A 7,361-nucleotide genomic window follows, 5' to 3' on the forward strand; every position below is an offset into this window, starting at 1 on the left:
GATTTATACGAATCGCACGCTAAACCGCTGCCTGCGTCGGTACGCATAAACATCTTCCACATGCCCTTCACGGATGCGTTTTTGTAATGCGCGCCAGTAGTCGGCGCGGAACAGGTCGGCGTGCATTTCTTCGAACAGCGGACCAATGCGCGGGTCGGCGCAAAGCCAGTGACGAAACTCTTCCGGGAAAACATCGCCCGGCGAGACGCTGTACCACGGTTCGCTGGCAAGTTCGTCTTCCGGGTAGCGCGGCGGCGGGATATCACGGAAATTCACTTCCGTCATGTAGCAAATTTCATCGTAATCATAAAACACCACGCGCCCGTGACGAGTGACACCAAAGTTTTTAAATAGCATGTCGCCGGGGAAAATATTGGCGGCGGCAAGTTGGCGAATAGCGTTGCCGTATTCTTCAATGGCATCGCGCAGCTGCTGACCTTCTACTTGTTCCAGCCAGATATTGAGCGGCACCATCCGCCGTTCGATATAGAGATGGCGAATCACAATCTGTTCGCCGAGATCGGTGATTTTTTCCGGCGCTTCCTGGAACAGTAATTCCATTAATGCCGGAGCAATTTGCCGCTTCTCCAGCACAAAGTTTTCAAATTCCTGGGTGTCCGCCATTCGACCTACGCGATCGTGCTCTTTAACCAGTTGATAGCAGGCACGAACATGAGCCGCTGACATCTCTTTCTGCGGCGCGAACTTGTCTTTGATGACTTTGAATACCCGATCAAAGCCCGGCAGCGTAAACACCAACATCACCATTCCACGAATACCCGGCGCTTCAATAAATTGCTCATTACAGCCCTGTAGATAAACGAGATATTCGCGGTAACTTTCTGTTTTGGCGTGCTTCTGGCAGCCGATAGCCATATACAGTTCTGCGGTGGTTTTGCCAGGCAAAATTTCCCTAAGCCACTCGACCAGTGCGGCAGGCAGCGGCGCGTAAACCATAAAATAGGAACGCGCGAAGCCAAAGACAATGCTCGCTTCGGCGGTCGTCGTCAGGCAGGTATCAATAAATAACTCGCCGTCGTCCGTCTGGTGGATAGGTAGCAAAAATGGCAACGTGCCGGAAGGCGTGATCAGTTTGCCCACCAGCCAGGCGGCTTTATTGCGGTAAAACAGTTCGTTTGCCACCTGTAAATGGCTTTCGGCGAGGTTTCCTTTCCCCAGCGTTTCTGTCAGATGGCGAATGATGTAGTTGATATCCCGGTTTTTATTCTGCCAGCGCAAGCGCAGCGGCAGGTCGCTGAGGACGCGTATCAGTAACGCCTCCCAGCCGTGATCGGGATAAAAGTCTTTTGCCAGCGGGCGCGGAATGGTACGAAAGCGGCGCTCTGGCTGGGAGCTAAAGATAAAAAGCCGCTCGGGAGTGAGCGAGCGGTGGTCAAATAACCGACAGTACACGGAGTTAAAAAAGCTCTCCGCAATCTCGAAGCGCGGGTAATCCGGCAAAAGCCGGGTGTAGTGCTCTTTGACGCGCAGTAAAAATGCCGCGTCCGTGCTTTGGCCGTTAGTGATACAGCGCAACTGTTCCACCACCAGACCAACGTGATGATCATAAAGATGGATACGGTTTTTCATCGCCTGCTGGACAGCGTGCCAGTCGGCTTGTTCGAAACGCTGCTGCGCCCCGGAAGTCACTTCGAGAAATCGACCATACTGAGCGTCGAAACCTTGCAAAATGGTTTGTGCAATCAGTAATTCCAGGCCACGCGGCATTTGTTGCCCTCGTCGGGAACAGAGAATTGCCAGATAAGACGCGCAAGCGTCACATCAGGCGTTGATTGCCGGATGCGGCGTGAACGCCTTATCCGACCTACGTGTCTACCACATTTGTAGGCCTGATAAGACGCGATAGCGTCGCATCAGGCGTTGATTGCCGGATGCGGCGTGAACGCCTTATCCGGCCTACGTGTCTACCACATTTGTAGGCCTGATAAGACGCGCAAGCGTCGCATCAGGCGCTCATTGCCGGATGCGGCGTGAACGCCTTATCCGGCATATAGTCAGCAACGATTGTCGGTTGCTTAGAACTGCGATTCTTCAGTGGACCCCGTCAGCGCGGTAACTGACGACGTGCCGCCCTGAATAATAGTCGTCACTTTATCGAAGTAACCTGTGCCCACTTCTTGCTGGTGAGAAACGAAGGTATAGCCATCTTTCGCGGCGGCGAATTCTGGTTGCTGCACTTTCTCAACGTAATGCTTCATACCTTCGCCCTGCGCATAGGCGTTTGCCAGGTCGAACATGTTGAACCACATGCTGTGGATACCCGCCAGGGTGATGAACTGGAACTTGTAGCCCATATCCGACAGTTGCTGCTGGAAGCTGGCGATAGTTTTATCATCGAGGTTTTTCTGCCAGTTGAACGACGGTGAGCAGTTATAAGCCAGCAGTTTGCCCGGGTATTTCGCGTGGATGGCTTCAGCAAAGCGACGCGCCAGTTCCAGATCCGGTGTAGAAGTTTCACACCATACCAGATCAGCATATGGCGCATACGCCAGGCCACGGCTGATTGCTTGCTCAATGCCTGCATGAGTACGGAAGAAGCCTTCGTTGGTGCGCTCGCCGGTAATAAATTCGCTGTCATACGGGTCGCAATCGGAGGTGATCAAATCCGCCGCATCAGCATCGGTACGTGCAACCAGTAAGGTTGGAACGCCCGTCACGTCCGCAGCCAGACGCGCCGCAACCAGTTTCTGGATTGCTTCCTGAGTTGGCACCAGTACTTTACCGCCCATATGGCCGCATTTTTTCACGGACGCCAGCTGATCTTCGAAGTGAACTGCCGCTGCACCGGCTTCAATCATCGCTTTCATCAGTTCAAAGGCATTAAGTACACCACCAAAACCGGCTTCCGCATCAGCAACGATCGGCAGGAAGTAATCGACATAACGAGGATCGCCCGGCTCAATGCCAGCAGACCACTGGATCTGATCCGCACGGCGGAAAGTATTGTTGATCCGCTCCACCACAGCAGGAACCGAGTTCGCCGGATAAAGCGACTGATCCGGGTACATGCTTGCCGCCAGGTTAGCATCCGCAGCTACCTGCCAGCCAGACAGGTAAACCGCTTCGATGCCCGCTTTCGCCTGTTGCAGCGCCTGACCACCAGTCAGTGCGCCGAGGCTGTTGATGTAGCCTTTTTTCGACTCGCCGTGCAGGAGCCGCCACATTTTTGCCGCGCCCAGTTGTGCCAGCGTGCATTCCGGGTTGACCGAACCGCGTAATTTCACCACGTCCTCCGCGCTGTATGGGCGGGTAATGCCTTCCCAGCGCGGTTGAGTCCACTCTTTCTGTAATTCTTCAATTTGTTGGGTACGGGTTTTCATGTGCAGATGCTCCATAGTTATGTGGTGGTTTACGCTAACAGGCGGTAGCCTGGCAGGGTCAGGAAATCAATTAACTCATCGGAAGTGGTGATCTGTTCCATCAAGCGTGCGGCATCGTCAAAACGCCCCTGAGAGAAACGTTCTTCACCCAGTTCGCTGGCAATAACCTTCATCTCTTCGCCCAGCATCTGGCGGAACAATGCTTTGGTAACTGGTTTGCCATTGCTCAATGTTTTTTGATGATGGATCCACTGCCAGATAGAGGTACGGGAAATTTCAGCCGTCGCCGCATCTTCCATCAGGCCGTAAATCGGCACGCAGCCGTTGCCGGAGATCCACGCTTCGATATACTGCACAGCCACGCGAATGTTGGCGCGCATACCTTCTTCGGTGCGTTCACCATCACAAGGTGCCAGTAGTTGATAGGCAGTAATCGGCGCGTCTTGTTCGCGCATCACCTCAAGCTGGTTTTTACGGGAACCGAGAATGTCGTTGAATACCGCCATTGCCGTGTCAGCAAGGCCTGGATGGGCGATCCACGTGCCATCGTGACCGTTATTGGCTTCCAGCGCTTTATCCGCTTTCACTTTGTTGAGCACCTGGCTATTGCGCTCTTCATCTTTACTCGGAATAAACGCCGCCATACCGCCCATCGCAAATGCACCGCGTTTATGGCAGGTTTTGATTAGCAGACGTGAGTAAGCATTGAGAAACGGCTTATCCATCGTCACTGCCTGGCGGTCTGGCAGGACGCGATCGGAATAGTTTTTCAACGTTTTGATATAGCTGAAAATATAATCCCAGCGACCGCAGTTCAGCCCGACAATATGGTCGCGCAGCGCGTGAAGAATTTCGTCCATCTGAAACACGGCGGGCAGCGTTTCAATCAGCAACGTCGCCTTGATGGTGCCGCGCGGCAGGTTAAAGCGATCTTCTGCATAGCTGAAGACTTCGCTCCACCAGGCCGCTTCCTGCCAGGACTGGGTTTTCGGCAGATAAAAATAGGGGCCGCTACCTTTTGCCAGTAAGGCCTGGTAGTTGTGGAAGAAATAGAGCGCAAAATCGAACAAGCTGCCAGGAATCGCTTCGCCGCGCCAGGTGACATGTTTTTCCGGCAAGTGCAGACCGCGTACCCGACAAATCAAAACCGCTGGATTGGGTTTGAGCTGATAGATTTTGCCTGCTTCGTTGGTGTAACTGATGGTGCCATTAACGGCATCGCGCAGGTTAATTTGCCCGTCGATCACTTTGTTCCAGTCTGGCGCCAGTGAATCCTCGAAATCGGCCATAAACACTTTCACATTGGCGTTCAGCGCGTTGATCACCATCTTGCGCTCAACGGGTCCGGTAATCTCGACCCGACGATCTTCTAAGTCCGCAGGAATTCCGCGAATCTTCCAACCACCTTCACGAATGGAAGCCGTTTCCGAAATAAAATCAGGCAACGTCCCGTTATCGATATCCTGCTGTTGCTGAATGCGCGCTGCCAGAAGTTTATTGCGTTGTGGCGTAAAATGCATCACCAGTTCAGTCAGAAATTCTACCGCCTCGGCAGTGAGAACTTGCTTTTCCTGCTCGCCATACGGCCTTGTGAAAGCCAGTTCATCGGTTGTTGTTGCCTGTTCAGTCATCGTGCAGCTCCTCGTTATGGATCCGAAAACTTCCCCACTGTGAACGAAGGATCGTTGTGTGCTTTTCGTTCAGCACAACTAAGACTACTCATTTAAAATGCAAAATCAAAAACAATTTCCATTTTAAATAAAAATATGAGTTAACCTATTGATAACAATATGAATAAAATTTATTCACCTGTTGATGTGTGTTTCGGAAATAAAAAAGGCACCCGAAGGTGCCTGAGGTAAGGTGCTGAATCGCTTAACGATCGAATGCCGCAGAAGATTAATCCAGCGTAGGATTCATACGGCGTAGATCGTATGGCGTGATCTGGTAGACGTAATAGTTGAGCCAGTTGGTAAATAGCAAATTACCATGACTGCGCCAACTCGCGCGCGGTTTGTTTTGCGGATCGTTATGCGGAAAATAGTTATACGGTACATCCGGACTCAGCCCGGCTTCCACATCGCGGAAATATTCCTGCGCCAGCGTTTGCGCATCATATTCGGGATGGCCCGTCACAAAGGCAATGCGCTTATCTTTACTGGCAAACAGATATGCATCCCCTTCTTCCGTCTCTGCCAGAATTTCCAGATCGGTGTAATCACGAATCAACGCTGCCGGAAAGTCAGCATAGCGCGAATGCGGTGCCAGGAATGAATCATCAAAGCCACGCGTCAGAAGCGCATGCGGATGGAGAATGTGGTGCTCGTAAACGCCAGAGAGCTTATCGGTGCGGGTTTGTTTGGGGATACCGTAGAGAATATTGAGTGCGGCCTGTACCGCCCAGCAGACAAACAGTGTTGAGGTGACGTGATCTTTCGACCACTCCAGCACCTGTTTGATCTGTGGCCAGTAGGCAACGTCATTAAACTCCACCAGTCCCAACGGCGCACCGGTAACTATCAGGCCATCAAAGTTATGATCCTGAATATCTTCAAAGTTACAGTAGAAGTTGTTCAGATGCTCTGTGGGCGTGTTGCGCGACTCGCGAGAATCGATGCGCAACAGCTGAATATCGACCTGCAAAGGCGAGTTTGAAAGCAGGCGTAAGAACTGATTTTCAGTTTCGATCTTCTTCGGCATCAGGTTAAGGATAAGAACCTTTAGCGGACGAATTTCCTGACCAGACGCACGAGAAGTCGTCATTACAAAGACGTTTTCTTCGCGCAAGAAATTGACGGCGGGTAGCTCGTCCGGCACACGAATCGGCATAACCTGATTACCTCACTACATACGCTTATACGTTTAGACATCCAGATAGCTGAAGATAACCAGAAAATTTGCCAATGTCGAGCCTGCATGTTGAAGGTGAGAAAGTTTCAAGGAAAAGACTACGTTAGAATATAAGAATGACGAAAAGGAGAGAAAATGGTTATTAGTATTCGCCGCTCACGGCATGAGGAAGGGGAGGAACTCGTTGCGATTTGGTGTCGTTCTGTCGATGCCACTCACGATTTTTTATCAGCAGAGTATCGGACCGAGCTGGAGGACCTAGTTCGTTCCTTCCTGCCGGAAGCGCCGTTGTGGGTCGCGGTTAATGAGCGGGATCAGCCGGTTGGGTTTATGTTGTTAAGTGGGCAGCATATGGATGCGCTGTTTATCGATCCTGATGTGTGCGGCTGCGGCGTGGGTCGGATGCTGGTGGAGCATGCGCTCTCGATGGCACCGGAACTGACAACCAACGTTAATGAGCAAAATGAGCAGGCGGTTGGGTTCTATAAGAAGGTGGGTTTTAAGGTTACGGGACGCTCTGAGGTGGACGATTTGGGGAAACCGTATCCGTTGCTGAATCTGGCGTATGTGGGGGCGTAGGTGATTTTTTTCTCATCCCGGTGGGCTGAACTTCAGGTTTCGTACCCACCAATGGTGACACGATTATTTCTGCTTAAGCATTGCCATGACCGCACTATCACTGAGTACCGCTGATTGCGCATGGATGTGGAACTGGCGATATTTCATTAACGTTGCCCCAGCGACCACTTCATGGAGAATGCGTTCCTCAACCTGTGACAAACCGCCCTCATTCATTTCCAGCGCGCTCACAACAATATCCATACGTTTTGCTGGCAAAAAAGAATGCCAGGTTGAACGTGGGTGGAGTTGCAGAACAAGATCTTGCAGAACTTTTTCTGCAACAAAGAAATTGGCGATTAACAGGCGCTGGTTACTGAAGGCAGCGTCTCCTGACACTTCACGTTTGCTTTCAAGATCGCGAACAGTAATTTGATTACGACGAATTTGGATATACAGAACTGACATGAGATTCCCTTCATCATGCAAATAATTGATATGCAAAAAACCCCGGCCTTATGGACCGGGGTTTTTCTAATTTGATGCCTGGCAGTTCCCTACTCTCGCATGGGGAGACCCCACACTACCATCGGCGCTACGGCGTTTCACTTC

The 7,361-nt window shown here is 51.5% G+C and carries 6 protein-coding genes; 1 reads left to right on the forward strand and 5 read right to left on the reverse strand.

Going from position 1 to position 7,361, the window contains the following annotated elements:
• Positions 1-3 precede the first annotated feature (3 nt).
• The 4 genes from aceK to metA all read right to left on the reverse strand — a co-directional run bounded on the left by aceK (position 4) and on the right by metA (position 6,170).
• Positions 4-1,728 (reverse strand): bifunctional isocitrate dehydrogenase kinase/phosphatase, encoded by a 1,725-nt coding sequence (aceK, locus tag H9644_RS02730; RefSeq protein ID WP_191772997.1) that lies wholly within the window; start codon positions 1,726-1,728, stop codon positions 4-6.
• Between the two features lie 308 nt (positions 1,729-2,036).
• Positions 2,037-3,341 (reverse strand): isocitrate lyase, encoded by a 1,305-nt coding sequence (gene aceA / locus H9644_RS02735; RefSeq protein WP_000857847.1) that lies wholly within the window; start codon positions 3,339-3,341, stop codon positions 2,037-2,039.
• A gap of 29 nt (positions 3,342-3,370) precedes the next feature.
• A complete protein-coding gene (gene aceB / locus H9644_RS02740) occupies positions 3,371-4,972 on the reverse strand; it encodes a malate synthase A (protein WP_191772999.1) in 1,602 nt (533 codons plus the stop codon).
• A gap of 268 nt (positions 4,973-5,240) precedes the next feature.
• Positions 5,241-6,170, reverse strand: coding sequence for a homoserine O-acetyltransferase MetA (gene metA, locus H9644_RS02745; protein WP_191773002.1), 930 nt, complete (start codon positions 6,168-6,170; stop codon positions 5,241-5,243).
• 156 nt (positions 6,171-6,326) lie between these two features.
• Here metA and H9644_RS02750 point away from each other — a divergent pair, with 156 nt between their 5' ends.
• A complete protein-coding gene (locus H9644_RS02750; RefSeq protein WP_191773003.1) occupies positions 6,327-6,770 on the forward strand; it encodes an acetyltransferase in 444 nt (147 codons plus the stop codon).
• 63 nt (positions 6,771-6,833) lie between these two features.
• Here H9644_RS02750 and H9644_RS02755 read toward each other — a convergent pair whose 3' ends face one another.
• Positions 6,834-7,217 carry a YjaA family stress response protein gene (locus tag H9644_RS02755; RefSeq protein WP_001326558.1) on the reverse strand — a complete coding sequence of 128 codons (384 nt, stop codon included), beginning with the start codon at positions 7,215-7,217 and terminating at the stop codon, positions 6,834-6,836.
• Between the last annotated feature and the right edge of the window lie 144 nt (positions 7,218-7,361).

The sequence above is a fragment of the Escherichia whittamii genome (assembly GCF_014836715.1).
GTDB lineage: Bacteria > Pseudomonadota > Gammaproteobacteria > Enterobacterales > Enterobacteriaceae > Escherichia > Escherichia whittamii.